Below are 12,532 nucleotides of genomic sequence, written 5' to 3'. Positions count from 1 at the left end.
TTCAGCTCCGACGGCGCGTGGCTGGCCACGGTTGGCGGTGATGTGGCCCTGCGAGTTTGGGAAGTGACGACGTGGCTTCTGACCGCGTCGATGAGAACGAACGGCAGGCTCAACAGTGTGTTCTGGTTCCCGGATAGCAAGGCCGTATGCGTCGGAGGCGTTGGCGGCATCTACCAGTTCAATTTCACTGCCCCGGAATAATGACCACAGAGAACGGCGCGAGGAGATTCAAGATGTCCGCCAAAGTTCTAGACCACGCCGACATTCGAAGCAAGCTATCGCAATTCGGTTATGCCTACGTTGACGTAGATATGGAAAACGTCGATTACGTAACCGAACTCAGCTCTCTAGGCCCGCTCGTTCCCCAATACGATGGACAGCTCGTCCGCGATATCACGCCTGACCCCAACGTTCCAGATGATGTACTCTCCGCAGTGGGAGTTACAGCATTGCCGCCACACACTGAATGGTACGAGTTCCCTGGGCTGCCGCCTCGATACGTTGTTCTTTGGTGTGTTCACCATGCAAACGGATTGGGGGGCGAGACAACTCTCGCGGATGGGCATCGCCTGCTGGGCCATTTCACCTCAGACGAGAGAGCCGAATTGTCTCGGAGGGTGTATCGATGGGGGAGCCGGTATCCAGAAGCGTTGGCCAAACGAGGCATCCATGGATTGGGCCACAACAAGATCCTCGACGAATACGAGGATTCTGTGGTGATGCGATTCAGTACCTATGACCTTGAGGTCACCGATGAGCTGTCAGCGCGCTACATCAAGGTCGGTGGAAGGTTCTTCGAGGAAAATCATGTCGCGATAAAGATCGAGCGTGGCACGATGCTCATCTGGGACAACTGGCGGATGTTGCACTCCCGGAACGCGTTTGCCGACCGCCGGAGGCACTTGCGGCGCGTACTCATCGGCACTGTTGAGCGCGCCAGCCAGCCCCCCGCTGGGTGTCCCGTGCACGGGACACCGTCGGCCGGGCGGTAGTGCGCTTCAACAACGGCAGGCTTGCAGCCTGGGCCGCTGGTGGATGTGCCTGCCGGTGCCGTTCTAGGCGCAGGAGCTTATCGAACCGTAGCGATCGAGAGCAGCCAAAGCCGTGGCTGTCATATGTCGAACACCGATGCCGATCGCCCGCTCGTCGACATCGAATATGGGAGTGTGCAGATCGGTCCGTACGTCGGACCCCGGATGTGCAACGCCCAACCTGCACAACGCTCCCGGCACCTGCATGAGATACCAGCCGAAGTCCTCGCCTGCGTAGCTTTGCGGAGCTTCATAGATCGCAGCTGGCGAGAAAAGGCTGGAGGCCGTCCGGCGGAAGATGTCGGTGGCTACCGGATCATTGACGACGGCCGGACAAACACGATTGTAGATCACCTCGGCATGCAAGCCGTGCATTCCTGCAATGCTTTCCGCTGCGGTCGCTACCATCTCTGGAAGCTTTGCCCAGATTGCCATTTCGGGAACACGGACTGTTCCACCCACAACCGCAGCTTCCGGGATTTCTCCGTACCCTGGTTCGCTGTTGATGGCCCCGAATACCATCAACATACGGTGCTCGACCTGGAATCGATTGTTGATCGTGTGAGCAAGGGCGGTGACTATATGGCCTGCCCCATCGATCGGATTTACTTTGTCCACCCCTGACGGGCCTAGACTGCTGTCGCGCGTGAGCCGGATAGACAGAGTGTCCGTTGCCGACGTTATAGAGCCTGTACGCACGCCGATCCGGCCTGCTTCCATACTGGGATCGCAGTGCAACGCAAACATTGCGTCTACACCCTCCAGCACTCCTTCAGTGATCAACATCTTGGCGCCACTGTCAGCGGACTCTTCCGCCGGCTGGAAAACCAGTCGGACCTTGCCCGGCAGACTATCTCGTATCTGCGCGAGCTGCGCCGCGACGCCGGCAAGGATGGTCGTATGAACATCGTGACCGCAGGCGTGGCACTGGTTTTCATACTGCGACCTGTACACCACATCCTTCTGGTCCTGCAGCGGAAGAGCATCCAGGTCGGCCCGGAGCGCGATCGTCGGCCCGCCTTCATTGCCGATATCGGCAATTACCCCCGTACCCCGTTTGGGAGTTTTGGTCTTGATACCTAGATCATTGAGCAGCGAAGATATCAGTTGCGTCGTACGCACTTCCTGATGAGACAGCTCCGGGTGTGAGTGAATATCTCGACGGAGATCAATCAGTCGATTGTCAAGATCCTGAGGGATAGCTGCTGCCACTGGATGCATCGTTCGGAAATCTCCTGACAGTAGGGGTACGGGGCCAGAGGCTGGAGAGAGTTGGTGCGTGTGATCTACCGAACAGTCGGGGATTGTACCTCCGGGGGCGTGCTCGTCGGGCGGTGAGCACTACTTCGTACATCGACAGAAACCCTGCTGCCGCTACCGTTTCCAATCTTAAGTATGCATGTTGAGACCGAGGGTGGGTGCCGAGAGATCCCCTCTCGCTCATCCCGGGCCTGGTCTGCCTACATCCTGGTTCCCCGGACATGGAAACCAGAGCACGGAGCGGCGATCGTTCTGCCCTCGCCAAGCCCAGGCGCAATCCGGTTCGAGTTCTGGCTGGCGGGCGACTCGGCACCCGACACCTGCTGACATGGCTCAGGCCACCAGCAGCTCCTGACAGGCGAGCATCCCGCTGAGGGATGGTTGCCCCGGCCACTGAAATCCGGCCCGCCAACCGAATCGGCGCCGCAGGCCGGGCTGGTTGCGCCGAATCTGTCGTCCATGCGACGAGTAGAGACTCGTACGGCGCTTGCGGGTGGCCGGCGGCAATAGCCGTTCCGAAGCAGACCGACTCCACTGCAGCCAGGAGGGGGTCTTGCGGAGCCCGCGGCTGCTGGGCAGTCTCACGCCCGACGAGCTCGGGGGCAGGTTATGAGACGTCAATGTCGGCGTAGATTGCGGCATGGTCGGAGGCCGCGTGCACCTTGCTGGTCATGGTGTCGAAGTGTGGGAACAGGGTGCCGTGGGTGCCGCCCCAGACGCCTTTGCGGAAGATGCCGCCGCCGGTGGCGCGGTCGAACAAGCTTGGTGACAGCAGCAGGTAGTCGATCTTGTTGCTTTTCGTGCCGTTGCCGAAGGTTCCGGGTCGGTCTTCATCGGGGTCGCCGTCGTCGAAGTTCGAGATCTGGGCGATGTCGGTGAGGTCGGTTTCTGCGAGCAGGGGCTGCAGAGGGTTGCTGTCGGGCGTGTCGTTGAAGTCGCCCAGCACCACCACATGCTCGATTCCCTCGTCACGTCGCTGCCGGTAGATCTGGGCGACGGCTTCTGCCTGTCGGCGGCGGCGCTTGTTGCTCGCGGTCTGGTTGCTGCCGAACTTGCTTTTCAGGTGGTTGACCAGCACCAGCAGCGACTGACCGGCCAGGCCGCTGTCGTCGGGGAAGGGGAAGCGGTATTCCGGGCAGTCGCGGCTGAAGGTGCGGTTGCCGAACGGGCCGTCGTCGACGTGCGTGCGGATGTCGAGTACCGGGTACTGGTCGGTGGACAGGACGCCGACGTCGATACCGCGGCTGTCGTTGCCGTCGATCAACATCACATGTGGGTAGCGGGGCACCCCGTTGCTGTGGATCAGGGTGTCGCTGAAGCGGCGCAAGGTGATTCGGTCTTCGGCCTCGACGACGCCGACGATGTCGGCGTCGACCTCCCGGATGACCCTGGCGGTGTGGGTGATGGCGAGGGCGTCGATGCGATCTTTGATCATATCCACCCATCCCACCCAGTCCGACCGTCCATCCGCTACCACTGTGACGTCGTCTTCGTCGCCACCAGCGGGGCGTTTGAGTAGTTGGCCCCGGATCTTGCGCAGAACCGCAAAGGTGTCCTCGTGGTTCGGATTCCCATCGTCGAGCAGCAGACGCAGTTTCTTCAACAGGCCGAGGATTTCGGCTTTGTCTGCTGCGCTGTAGGTTTCGTGCTCGAATAACTCGTTGACCCGCGCGTGGGCGTCGAGTATTTCGGCGGCGACGGGTTCGGGGGCGCCCATGGCGCGTGGCCGGGAGAAGAGGTTCTCGACGTTGTACGCGGCGATCCGTAGGTGATCGGTCGGCATGGCAGGGCTCCTATCGGTCCTTGTGGCAACTCAACTGCCGAGGAAAGGGGAGAGATCTGCGCATCGAAGTATGACAGTGCTGAGAGCCTCGTTCGCGAGATTCGACTATGTGTTGAGTACCCGTAGCTGTCGATCTGGCACGGAATGAACGACTCGCTGCACTCACTGCATGAGATGCACTATTCCCCCACGGCCGGGGTCATAGGTTGCGTCCGGCAGAGTGGTGTAGGAATCGGACCGGCCGGTTCGATGATCGGCGTGTCGTAGCCGAGTAGAGGTGGTCACCGCGTGATCCTTCAACAGACCTACCAAGTCACTGAAGGAAGAAAGTTTCACGCGATGACCTCTGTCCAGCCTATCGACCCGTCCAAGTTGCTGTCGGACCAACTCGCCGTAGCGAGCCCGGATCTGCTGCGCAATATGATGTCGGCGTTCATCCAGGTCCTGATGGGCGCCGAAGCCGACACCGTGTGCGGCGCCGGCTACGGCGAACGCTCCGACGAGCGGGTGAACTCCCGAAATGGCTACCGCCCATGATCGACACCTGCGACTTGGAAAGCTTTGTCACACCGAGTGATTCGACGAGCTTCTCCATGCGTCGGGTCGAGACCCCGAGCAGGTAGCAGGTCGCCACCACGCTGGTGAGTGCGCGTTCGGCGCGTTTGCGGCGCTCGAGCAGCCAATCCGGAAAGTAACTGCCCGAGCGCAGTTTGGGGATCGCGACGTCGATCGTGCCGACACGAGTGTCGAAGTCGCGGTGGGCCGCCGACCTCGACGCCCAGGTCGAAGCGTTCCGCACCCGCCCACTCGACCAGGGCCCCTACACCTTCGTCGCCGCCGACGCCCTGGTGTTGAAGGTCCGAGAAAACGGGCGCGTGGTCAACGTGCACACTCTCGTCGCCACCGGCGTCAACGCCGAGGGCTACCGGGAGATCCTCGGTGTCCAGGTCACCAGCGGCGAGGACGGCGCGGGCTGGCTGGCGTTCTTCCGCGACCTGGTCGCCCGCGGGCTGTCGGGGGTCAGTCTGGTCACTTCCGACGCGCACGCTGGGCTGGTAGCCGCGATCGGAGCCACCCTGCCCGGCGCTTCGTGGCAGCGGTGCAGAACCCATTACACGGTGAATCTGATGTCGATCACCCCGAAATCGTCGTGGCCGTGGGTACGGACCCTGTTGCATTCGGTGTTCGATCAAGCCGACGCCGAATCGGTTGCCGCCCAATATGATCGGATGCTCGATGCTTTGACCGAGAAGCTACCGAAAGTGGCCGGGCACCTGGACGCCGCCCGTGCGGACTTACTCTCGTTCACCGCGTTTCCCAAGCAGATCTGGCGTCAGATCTGGTCGAACAATCCGCAGGAGCGGTTGAACAAGGAAATCCGCCGCCGCACCGACGTCGTCGGCATCTTCCCCGACCGCCAAGCCATCATCCGCCTCGTCGGCGCGGTCCTGGCCGAGCAGCACGACGAATGGATCGAAGGCCGCCGCTACCTAGGCCTCGACGTCCTCGCCCGCTCACGCGCTACCGCCGACCCCAACGAACAGGAGGACACCACCCCAGCACTGACCGCCTGACCGACAAGGATCACGCGGCAATCACCTCAATACACCACGCGTTTGGACTTGACCGGGTCATAACGCCTGGTGAACCGCACTGAAGCTGGCGCGTAGTTGATCCAGGGTTAGCTGGGGCACGTCTGGTGATCCCGTTGGGTTGTGCAGGATCATCCTCCCGCGACGCCACCGGATCACGGCATACGTGTGGCCTGCTGTAATACCGTCTTGTGTGCCGTGGTCGTACGAAGTCGCGACCGTCGGTCTGTGCCTCGCCTGATCCGCTATGCGGATCAGATCGGAGTCCTTGAGTGCACGGCTTTGTTTCCAGCGATTGATCAGACTGTCGCTGACTAGATCTGCTGTGTCTGACGGGCCGACAAGGTCGGTGAGGATTGCCAAGGCGGATGGGACCGGTCTCAGCGAGCGTTCTCTATCCAGGTTGTTGTAGCTGTTCCCTTTCAAGATCGCATAGGCTTTCTCCACCAGGCTGGGCCATCCGGGACCGTGGAGGGTACTTGCGTAGGCCACCTCGTACTGGCCGTGGTAGTAGAGAACCGGGGTGACCAGGACACCGAGGCCTGTGGTGAAACGCACCCAGTAGGTCACGTCTGACCAGTACTTGTAGATTTCATCAGCCGCTCGTTTGCTGAGGACAACGCCCGTCCTTGGTTCGCCGGGCAACCTTTCGCCGATCAGACGGGGACGTGTATGTGCGATGGCCACCATGATCGCAGCGATCGCACAGGTGTCGATCTTCCCTTGTATGACATCGGCATAGTGGACCCGGTATGGATACCCTGGCGGGTCAATCGAACGTAGCTGAACTCGGTCCAAGCGCAGAGGCTCCGGCTCAGTGACCCCACTCTGGGACATGGGACTCACGGTGCTACCCCATAACGTGTCCGGCTGCCGGACGAGGAGGCAGAGAGCAGCCCCCGATCAACCATCGACGCCAGAAGTACGCGCATCTGGGAACTGGGCATTCCCACTGCATTTCGTAGCTGGGTGAGAGATTGAGGTCGGTCGGCTGCGTCGATGACCGCGAGCACTTTGGCCTCAGCAGACTCCGGCGCAAAGCTGTTATCCTGCGGCGCTAGGGCAGGCAGCATCCGAAGTCGATCCATCGCCTCGACATAGGGCAGAAGCTGCCGATGCACCTCTGCGGCCAAAATTGCTACTCGGTGGAACCGATCATCGAACGTGTCGATTCCGTGCTCGACTGCCCACAGCCGCTGGCCGATCACGATCTCGGCCATCTGTGTGTAGCTGCGGCTTCCCGCCCCGAAACCTCCTTTGTCGAGTGCCGCTGCTAGATGCCCGAGGGCCGTGTTGACGGCCTCAAGAGTGGCGTGGAGGTTGTCGCTACTCATCCGTTGCCCTCGACGAGTGCCTCGGTGATTCCCAACTCCGCAAGGTCGAACAGTCGCTCGACACCGATCGGCGTGGCTTCCTGGGCGATCGTAACCTCGACATCGACCGACATTGTGGTGGTCTTGCGGTCACTCGCCGCAGTCTTCTTTCGGATCACCCCTGTCATAACCGAACGTTTGGTTGTGTCGCTAGCCGCCTTTACCGTTACGACGTCGTATGCCATGGAGAAGGAGGCTTCCTTAACAGCAAGGGAGGGCACGTTGACCATGGCCAGTAATGGCACTTCGACCTCGAAGTCCGCCAGGGCGCCATTCTCGTCGCGTTTGCGGTACCGGAGACTAACGGTGCGCAGCCTTTCCGTGCCGCTGGGCTGCTCCGATATCAGACCCACATCCCTAACGAACTCAATCGACGCCCTGGCCGCCTGAGCCTGCGCGTCGACCACTGCGCCCATCAGCGAGCCGAGCAGATCGCCAAGCTTGAGAGGTTCTACTCGCTGGATCGCCATGCTCACCTACTGTCCGTCTTGATCCGCCAGTTCTACGAGTTCGAGATCCTCGCCGGCCACGGTGAGTTGGATCTCCTGGATGCGGCCCGGCTCTTCCGGGAGGTCCGCGGTAAGTACGCCAACGTGGATCTTCGATGCCAGAACGCTGGCGAGGAGTCTCTCTCTGGCTTCCCGGTCCAGAAACTTCTCCAGCTCCGCTGTCGCCTCCGCTTTCAGCTCGCCGCGGAATGCCAGTTTGCCGCCCAATCGGCGCTGCAGCTCCGCCGGGATGTTCGGCCAGGACTCCATCGCACTCTCTATCGTGACGTTGAGAAATTCAGCAGTTTTTCCCTGGAGAGCATGCTCGGTAGCGGTCACTGTGGGGCGCTTTATCACGATCGCTGTCGTGAGGGCCTGTTGGTCCTCGCCGGTGATGTTCAGTTTGCGTAGAACTTTCGGGACAACTTTGATCGCCACAACCTTCTGCCATCTGGTACTGACTACCGCTGGATCTGGTTGTGTAGGCTCGGATTCCTCGACTGACTGGATCGTGTAGCGAACAGTCACTGTCGCTGCCGACAACTTCACCCTAGGCACTGACATTCCAGACAGAACGGGATCATCCTCGTACTCGTCAACCAGCGCGCGAGTGAGCCGATCCGCGACGGCACGGGCTTGCGTCAGCTCGGCCAGAATCCCGCCGATCACGGATCCGAGGCGTACCACGACTTATGCCACCGGAGCCTTGGTGTCCTGGATCGCATCCTCAAGGATGTCTAGTATCTTCGACAGCCCGCCTGGCATCTCGTCCTGTACCGCGCGGATGTTGATATCTAGCCGGTACTCGCTCTTCTGCGCTGATGCCTTGGAAGTTTTCGTGTTGTATGTGGACGATACGCGGAAGCTCATCTTGAAGGGGACGAGGAAGCCTCCACCGAATTTTCCCGAGACTGAGGAGTCGAGGTTGAAGGAAGTATCAGTCTTTCTCATGATCGCATCGGTGAGCTTGGCCGAGAAGTCGAGAGTCATCTCGTCGATGCGTATGTACGGGATGGGCACGATGGAGAGCAGCGGCACTTTGAGGTGGAATGCGGAAACCTCGCCGTTCTCGTCCTTCTTCTCGTAGGAGAACGTGACACTACGCAAGTCGCCAGCATCGGCATCGGCATCAGTGTCGGTGATCAACAGATCTGCCGGCTCGAAACCACCGTCGGGAGTTTTGAAGCCCACCTTCTGGATGAACTCGATCGTGGACTGAGCGGCAGCCGCCTGCGCTTCGATCGCGGCCGTCATCGGAGCGCCGATGAGCCGTTCAAAGGGAATCTGACGTAGTTCTTGAACTGCACGAGCCATGGTTACCTCAACTCATCCTTTGACCAGCCAGAACGACGGCTGATACGTGGCCATCCCCATCATCAAGAGCGCTACCGCATGTCAGGCCGCACCAGATGCTGGCCTGACCATTGCCCTCAGCTCTTCTTTCAAGGTCATCATTCAGCGAGCACCGAGTAAGTTCAGGCCAACGCACAGCACAACACTCTCCGAGCTACCACGGCAACTCTTCCGCGCCAGCCGAACATGCTGCCTCCCAATGTATTACATTCCCTGATGGTGAAGCAGCTATTATGTAGCATACATCAACTGACCTGCGCCTTCGTAGTTCCTCCGGGTTCACCCGAGCCGTAGCTGGAGCGACCGCGAGTTTGGCGGCGGCCTGCGGGGGTGCTTGCGGCATGAGCTGGATCCGCCGGTCAACGTCGCCGAGAAGTTTTTCGATGACACGACCTACGTCGCGACGATGCTGAGCAACGGATGGGTGGTCATCTTCAGGGAAGACCCAGCGCGGGACTTCCTACACCCTCGGGGAAGGAAGATCGTCCTGTTCGACTTGCTCGATCCGCACTCGGCGCTCTACAGCGGATTCGGCTTCAATATCTTCTGACCAGTTCGCGCCTATCGGTGTCAGCTGGTGGGGGTGTCCCTGGGCTTCTCATCCGGTCCGGCTTACGGCGTGGCGCGGCGATAGCGAACATCACGACTCCGACCAGTACGACTGCGGTGGCGATCGCGAGGACATGCTGCAACCGCTCGAAGTCTGCGCGGGTGCGCCGGTAGTTCGCGAACTCGATAACGGCATCCACTGCTTCCCTGACTTCGTGATCGAGAGCGCTGATTGCAGTGCAGCATCGGCGACGACAGGTGGCTGCGCGGCGCCACGCGCCCGCGCTTCGCGATTCGTCTCACGCATCAAGCGCTCGTCGGAAACGAGCACTGCCCCGGCTTCCGCAAGGAGCCCCGGGGCTTTCGTGTGCCCATAGCATGGTGATCTCGCCCAGCATGGGTGATCTCGCCCTTCTTCCCCCCTCTCATGCCGCCGGTGCAGCGGCGGCGGTCGTCATCGGGGGGAACAGCTCGGCGGGCGCTTCATCGACGGGCAGCGGCGGCAGCAGGTCTTTGTGGCCGGTGCGTGGGCTGCAGAACTTGAATGGTCCGTCGGGGTCGAACAGCTTCGGCATGTGCAGGTCGGCGTGGTCGCACCACCAGGCGCTGACACCGAGCTGGCCGGTGGTGCGCAGCTCCTCGTAGGTGCGCCACAGCACATGCAGCCGATGCAGGGCTTCGGGGTGGCGCCACCACTGCGGGCACCAGACGCGCTCGTGGGTGTCGGTGACCTGGCGGGCGTAGGCGTACACCAGGAATCCGTGTACGAAGTCTCCCAGCGACGGGTGCTCGGGGACGGGGTGGCCGTGGGTGAGTGTTTGTGGCGCGGTGCCCCTGATCATCGGCTGCGCCACATGGTTTGAGCCTGGGTGCGCTGCTCGCGTGCAGCGCCTCGAGGCGGACGGGCTGGGGCGCCGGCGGCCGGGTCGTCGCCACGGGCGGGGACGGTCGGCAGATCCACGGATGCACACAGCTGCTCGATCAGCTCGCGGCTGCGTTTGATCATGGCCGGAGCCTGCGCAACCAGCTTCCGGTTGCGCTCGAGGAATTCGGGGGTCAACTCGAAGTCGGTGGGGTCCTGCATCGTGGTAGCCCTTCCGGTGATGGGGGAGAATCAGGGCGGGGACCAGGTGCGTAACGGGCACCTGGTCCCCGCCATGTGGTGGCGGGTTGATCACCCACCAGCATTTTAGACTGTCAGACTGTCGACAGTCTATTATTTCGGGTTTTATTTCTCGGCGTGTTGGCGATCGGTCTCGGTGGCGAGTTCGGCGGCCCAGGCGGTGATCTGGGCCAGGACGGTGTCGCGGTCGCCGGTGGTGTCGAAACGTGGCTGCCCGGTTTCGTCGCCCGCGTACACCCGGATCGGGTCGTGCATCGCGGCGGTGACGTAGGTGTGGGCGAAGTCGGCGGCCGCGGCGGGAGTGTCGAAGGTTCTGCCTTCGCCGAGCGCGCCGCCGTCGGGCATCGTGACGGTGACCATCACGGTCGTCACGCCGCTCACAGTGCCCGCCAGCCGAGGAGGAATCCGCCGCCGAATCCGTTGCGATGCCGATCGCGACGGCGGCGACCGTGGTGGTGGCCGAGATCGATCTCCGCCGCGGTGCGGGTTCGATCTGGTAGGCGACCAGCACCGGCTGCTGGGGCACGCCGTTGATGGGCGGGGTCGTTGTGATCATGGCAGGTAGGCCCTTTCGAGGTCGGCGGTGTAGATGGCGGTGGGCAAGGTGGCCTGCAGTGCGGCGCCGGCGTCGGCCGGGTGGATGGTGATGCCGGCGCGGGCGGCAGGGCCGAGAGCGCCGATGAGGATGTCCACCTCGCTGCGGAGGTTGGCGGCCGCGGACATCAACCTGCCGAGTTGCCCGTAGTCCGCGGCGTCGATGACGCTCAGCGCCGCGGCCGCCACATCGGCAGTTCGAGCGGCCATTTCGGCGGCCAAGGCTTCGCGGTCGAACGAAGCCGTGGATGCGGCTGCGGCTAGTGGTTCCAGGACGGCGGTCATGAGGCACGCCTTTCGCGCAGCTCGGCGAGCTGGTAGATCACCGCGGGCTCGCCGGTGTGCTCCTGCTGGCCGCAATCGCCGCAGACCAGCGTGATGTCGCCGTGGTCGTCGTCGAGTTCGTCGAGCGGCGCCAAGCAGCCCGGGGTCGCTATGCACAGCAAGTCGGTGTGGCGCACTGCCATGGTTTCCTCTCTTCTTCCCTATGGGATTGGGTGGTGTCAGCGGAGCTTGGCGCGGTCGAGCTTGGGGCTGCGGCAGTTGTTGTAGGCGGCGAGCATCACCAGGGCGGCGAGGGTGCCGTTGGACTTGCCGGTCTCGGTCTCACGCATCGCCTGGGCGCGGGCCTTGATCTGGCGGGGCGCGTAGTCGATGAGCACGTCGCCGAGACGGCGGTGGTCAAGTTCGTCGTCGTAGGCGTGCAGGATCTGCGCGAGGCCCAGGACGAGCGGGGCGTCCACGGCGTCGAGGCGGCGGCCCCAGATGTCGGTGATGAACCGCAGGGTGTTGCCCAGCAGCAGAGTGCCGCCGAGGCGGTGGACCCGCTCCAGGGTCGAGGTGCAGCGGATGTTGCCGTCCTTGGGGACCATGCTGATGGTGAGACCAGCAGCGGTGACGGCTTCCTCGATGTCCAGCACGATCGGTTCGCCGGCCGCGCGCCGTGCGTGCCACCGGTCCCATGTGGTCAACCTGCGTGTCCGGGTGTCGATTTCGCGGAACAGCAGCGCTTCCTGGGTGACCGACAGTCCGGTGTGGACGTTGGCGACCATCACCGCGTTCGGGTCACGCAGGCCTGCGGCGGCCCACCGGTGCTGCCCGTTGACGATCGCGTAGCGGCCCTCGGTGGATCGGGGACCGCGGTCGGAGACCTCGATGACACCGACGAGCCGCGGATCCCACTCGCGGGACATCCTGCGCGCACGCGGCATGTCCAGATCGCGCTGATAGGTGTGGTCGACGAACATCTCCTCGACCGAGATGGCGGTGATGTAGGTGGCGGGAGCGTCGTCGACGGCAGGGCGATCGAGCACGGCGGTTTCAGGCATGAGCGTTTCCATTTCGGTTGTGCTGGTTGTGGATTCGTGCGACCTCGTTGTCGCGGCG

Annotated in this window: 17 protein-coding genes and 2 pseudogenes; 5 read left to right on the top strand and 14 right to left on the bottom strand. The window is 62.3% G+C overall.

Going from position 1 to position 12,532, the window contains the following annotated elements:
• Positions 1–201 (top strand): hypothetical protein (locus NA4_RS42225; protein ID WP_218022407.1); only part of this gene is annotated, 201 nt, incomplete at its 5' end.
• A complete protein-coding gene (locus NA4_RS39435; protein WP_169811117.1) occupies positions 201–992 on the top strand; it encodes a TauD/TfdA family dioxygenase in 792 nt (263 codons plus the stop codon). The genes NA4_RS42225 and NA4_RS39435, both read left to right, overlap by 1 nt.
• 63 nt (positions 993–1,055) lie before the next feature.
• Here the strand turns inward: NA4_RS39435 and NA4_RS25600 are convergent, their stop codons facing one another.
• On the bottom strand, positions 1,056–2,243 hold the full coding sequence (locus tag NA4_RS25600) for a M20 metallopeptidase family protein (protein WP_169811116.1): 1,188 nt from the start codon (positions 2,241–2,243) through the stop codon (positions 1,056–1,058).
• A 655-nt stretch (positions 2,244–2,898) separates the two neighbouring features.
• Positions 2,899–4,074, bottom strand: a complete 1,176-nt coding sequence (locus NA4_RS25595) for an endonuclease/exonuclease/phosphatase family protein (protein WP_067475120.1) — start codon at positions 4,072–4,074, stop codon at positions 2,899–2,901.
• A 339-nt stretch (positions 4,075–4,413) separates the two neighbouring features.
• Here NA4_RS25595 and NA4_RS39430 point away from each other — a divergent pair, with 339 nt between their 5' ends.
• Positions 4,414–4,611: a transposase gene (locus tag NA4_RS39430; protein WP_373862829.1), complete on the top strand. Its 198-nt coding sequence runs from the start codon at positions 4,414–4,416 to the stop codon at positions 4,609–4,611.
• Here NA4_RS39430 and NA4_RS39425 read toward each other — a convergent pair.
• A pseudogene (locus NA4_RS39425) lies at positions 4,607–4,834 on the bottom strand (transposase); the annotation flags it as partial. The gene NA4_RS39430 and the pseudogene NA4_RS39425 overlap by 5 nt on opposite strands.
• A 1-nt stretch (position 4,835) precedes the next feature.
• On the opposite strand from NA4_RS39425, the pseudogene NA4_RS25590 reads away from it, so the two are divergent.
• A pseudogene (locus NA4_RS25590) lies at positions 4,836–5,648 on the top strand (IS256 family transposase); the annotation flags it as partial.
• Positions 5,649–5,705: 57 nt separating this feature from the next.
• Here the strand turns inward: NA4_RS25590 and NA4_RS25585 are convergent.
• The 5 genes from NA4_RS25585 to NA4_RS25565 are packed head-to-tail and all read right to left on the bottom strand — an operon-like array spanning position 5,706 to position 8,841.
• Positions 5,706–6,464: a calpain family cysteine peptidase gene (locus NA4_RS25585; protein WP_169811115.1), complete on the bottom strand. Its 759-nt coding sequence runs from the start codon at positions 6,462–6,464 to the stop codon at positions 5,706–5,708.
• A gap of 44 nt (positions 6,465–6,508) precedes the next feature.
• On the bottom strand, positions 6,509–7,000 hold the full coding sequence (locus NA4_RS25580; RefSeq protein ID WP_067475116.1) for a helix-turn-helix domain-containing protein: 492 nt from the start codon (positions 6,998–7,000) through the stop codon (positions 6,509–6,511).
• The gene (locus tag NA4_RS25575) at positions 6,997–7,509 is read right to left on the bottom strand and encodes a DUF2589 domain-containing protein (RefSeq protein ID WP_245671588.1); all 513 of its coding nucleotides are present in this window, start codon (positions 7,507–7,509) and stop codon (positions 6,997–6,999) included. Before NA4_RS25575 ends, NA4_RS25580 begins: the two co-directional genes overlap by 4 nt.
• A 6-nt stretch (positions 7,510–7,515) precedes the next feature.
• Positions 7,516–8,196, bottom strand: coding sequence for a hypothetical protein (locus NA4_RS25570; RefSeq protein WP_067475110.1), 681 nt, complete (start codon positions 8,194–8,196; stop codon positions 7,516–7,518).
• A 21-nt stretch (positions 8,197–8,217) separates the two neighbouring features.
• Positions 8,218–8,841, bottom strand: coding sequence for a DUF2589 domain-containing protein (locus tag NA4_RS25565; RefSeq protein ID WP_067475107.1), 624 nt, complete (start codon positions 8,839–8,841; stop codon positions 8,218–8,220).
• Between the two features lie 373 nt (positions 8,842–9,214).
• Between NA4_RS25565 and NA4_RS25560 the strand changes: the two genes are divergently transcribed.
• On the top strand, positions 9,215–9,430 hold the full coding sequence (locus NA4_RS25560; protein WP_067475104.1) for a hypothetical protein: 216 nt from the start codon (positions 9,215–9,217) through the stop codon (positions 9,428–9,430).
• Between the two features lie 424 nt (positions 9,431–9,854).
• Here NA4_RS25560 and NA4_RS25555 read toward each other — a convergent pair whose 3' ends face one another.
• The 6 genes from NA4_RS25555 to NA4_RS25535 all read right to left on the bottom strand — a co-directional run bounded on the left by NA4_RS25555 (position 9,855) and on the right by NA4_RS25535 (position 12,474).
• Entirely contained in the window at positions 9,855–10,271 is a 417-nt protein-coding gene (locus NA4_RS25555) for a DUF4913 domain-containing protein (protein ID WP_067475139.1), read from the bottom strand.
• Positions 10,268–10,513, bottom strand: coding sequence for a hypothetical protein (locus NA4_RS25550; protein ID WP_067475101.1), 246 nt, complete (start codon positions 10,511–10,513; stop codon positions 10,268–10,270). The genes NA4_RS25555 and NA4_RS25550 overlap by 4 nt, the downstream gene beginning before the upstream one ends.
• A gap of 144 nt (positions 10,514–10,657) precedes the next feature.
• Complete coding sequence (locus tag NA4_RS25545) at positions 10,658–10,924, bottom strand: hypothetical protein (protein WP_157129295.1); 267 nt, start codon at positions 10,922–10,924, stop codon at positions 10,658–10,660.
• A 180-nt stretch (positions 10,925–11,104) separates the two neighbouring features.
• A complete protein-coding gene (locus NA4_RS25540) occupies positions 11,105–11,431 on the bottom strand; it encodes a hypothetical protein (RefSeq protein ID WP_067475095.1) in 327 nt (108 codons plus the stop codon).
• The gene (locus tag NA4_RS40735; protein WP_157129294.1) at positions 11,428–11,613 is read right to left on the bottom strand and encodes a hypothetical protein; all 186 of its coding nucleotides are present in this window, start codon (positions 11,611–11,613) and stop codon (positions 11,428–11,430) included. The genes NA4_RS25540 and NA4_RS40735 overlap by 4 nt, the downstream gene beginning before the upstream one ends.
• Before the next feature lie 36 nt (positions 11,614–11,649).
• Positions 11,650–12,474, bottom strand: coding sequence for a DUF6551 family protein (locus tag NA4_RS25535; RefSeq protein WP_067475094.1), 825 nt, complete (start codon positions 12,472–12,474; stop codon positions 11,650–11,652).
• Positions 12,475–12,532: the final 58 nt, after the last annotated feature.

The sequence above is a fragment of the Nocardia amamiensis NBRC 102102 genome, assembly GCF_001612745.1.
Lineage (GTDB): Bacteria > Actinomycetota > Actinomycetes > Mycobacteriales > Mycobacteriaceae > Nocardia > Nocardia amamiensis.
This window is presented reverse-complemented; position numbering and strand designations above follow the sequence as displayed.

What these genes read in the sequence shown, in the direction of transcription:
- NA4_RS25550 (WP_067475101.1), bottom strand. Translation starts at nt 10,513, where the DNA reads ATGCAGGACCCCACCGACTTCGAGTTGACCCCCGAATTCCTCGAGCGC.
- NA4_RS25555 (WP_067475139.1), bottom strand. Translation starts at nt 10,271, where the DNA reads ATGATCAGGGGCACCGCGCCACAAACACTCACCCACGGCCACCCCGTC.
- NA4_RS39435 (WP_169811117.1), top strand. Translation starts at nt 201, where the DNA reads ATGACCACAGAGAACGGCGCGAGGAGATTCAAGATGTCCGCCAAAGTT.
- NA4_RS25575 (WP_245671588.1), bottom strand. Translation starts at nt 7,509, where the DNA reads ATGGCGATCCAGCGAGTAGAACCTCTCAAGCTTGGCGATCTGCTCGGC.
- NA4_RS25580 (WP_067475116.1), bottom strand. Translation starts at nt 7,000, where the DNA reads ATGAGTAGCGACAACCTCCACGCCACTCTTGAGGCCGTCAACACGGCC.
- NA4_RS25595 (WP_067475120.1), bottom strand. Translation starts at nt 4,074, where the DNA reads ATGCCGACCGATCACCTACGGATCGCCGCGTACAACGTCGAGAACCTC.
- NA4_RS39430 (WP_373862829.1), top strand. Translation starts at nt 4,414, where the DNA reads ATGACCTCTGTCCAGCCTATCGACCCGTCCAAGTTGCTGTCGGACCAA.
- NA4_RS40735 (WP_157129294.1), bottom strand. Translation starts at nt 11,613, where the DNA reads ATGGCAGTGCGCCACACCGACTTGCTGTGCATAGCGACCCCGGGCTGC.
- NA4_RS25535 (WP_067475094.1), bottom strand. Translation starts at nt 12,474, where the DNA reads ATGCCTGAAACCGCCGTGCTCGATCGCCCTGCCGTCGACGACGCTCCC.
- NA4_RS25540 (WP_067475095.1), bottom strand. Translation starts at nt 11,431, where the DNA reads ATGACCGCCGTCCTGGAACCACTAGCCGCAGCCGCATCCACGGCTTCG.
- NA4_RS25565 (WP_067475107.1), bottom strand. Translation starts at nt 8,841, where the DNA reads ATGGCTCGTGCAGTTCAAGAACTACGTCAGATTCCCTTTGAACGGCTC.